The sequence below is a fragment of the Tigheibacillus halophilus genome (assembly GCF_042683165.1).
GTDB classification, from domain to species: Bacteria; Bacillota; Bacilli; order Bacillales; family Amphibacillaceae; genus Tigheibacillus; species Tigheibacillus halophilus.
Genome location: NZ_JBHUIZ010000020.1, coordinates 1 through 543, shown reverse-complemented (window position 1 = coordinate 543; position 543 = coordinate 1). Strand labels below are relative to the sequence as shown.

1 rRNA gene is annotated in these 543 nt (G+C 44.0%); it reads right to left on the bottom strand.

Annotated features, from left to right (window positions below):
* Window positions 1-487 precede the first annotated feature (487 nt).
* Window positions 488-543 (bottom strand): 16S ribosomal RNA (locus ACFSMW_RS20330); the annotation flags it as partial.

The following is a 543-nucleotide window of genomic DNA, read 5'->3' as shown; positions in this document are numbered from 1 at the left end:
CCTAGTACCAAGGCATCCACCGTGCGCCCTTATTCACTTAACTAATGAATAAGCTATATATCGCTTTTAAATCATTGATGTCGTTGGTTATTACTCTTATTTAGTTTTCAAGGTACAAGCTTCCACAGGATGTGGTGACTTCTATGTTCGTCACAGGACGTGACGGGATTTAATAGAAGTTCCTTATATCCCTTGAGAGTTTTTTTCATTCTCTCAAAACTGAACCAAACTAACCAGTATGTCTGCTTGATAACGGCCAAAGCCGTTATTTCCGTATAATCCAGCTCCAGTGCCTATCAACTAGCAGATTTCCTTCTCCATCCTGTGATAAGTCAACATCGTCTCGTTTGTAGGAGAGCCGACTAATTACGGCCTTTACGGCCAACGTCGCACACCTCTTGTCGAGGCGTGTTTCCTTTATCTCGTCAGGAGCCGTCCAATCTGTACGTTGATGAACAGGCACTTACGCCTTTTATATAATCCTTAGAAAGGAGGTGATCCAGCCGCACCTTCCGATACGGCTACCTTGTTACGACTTCACCC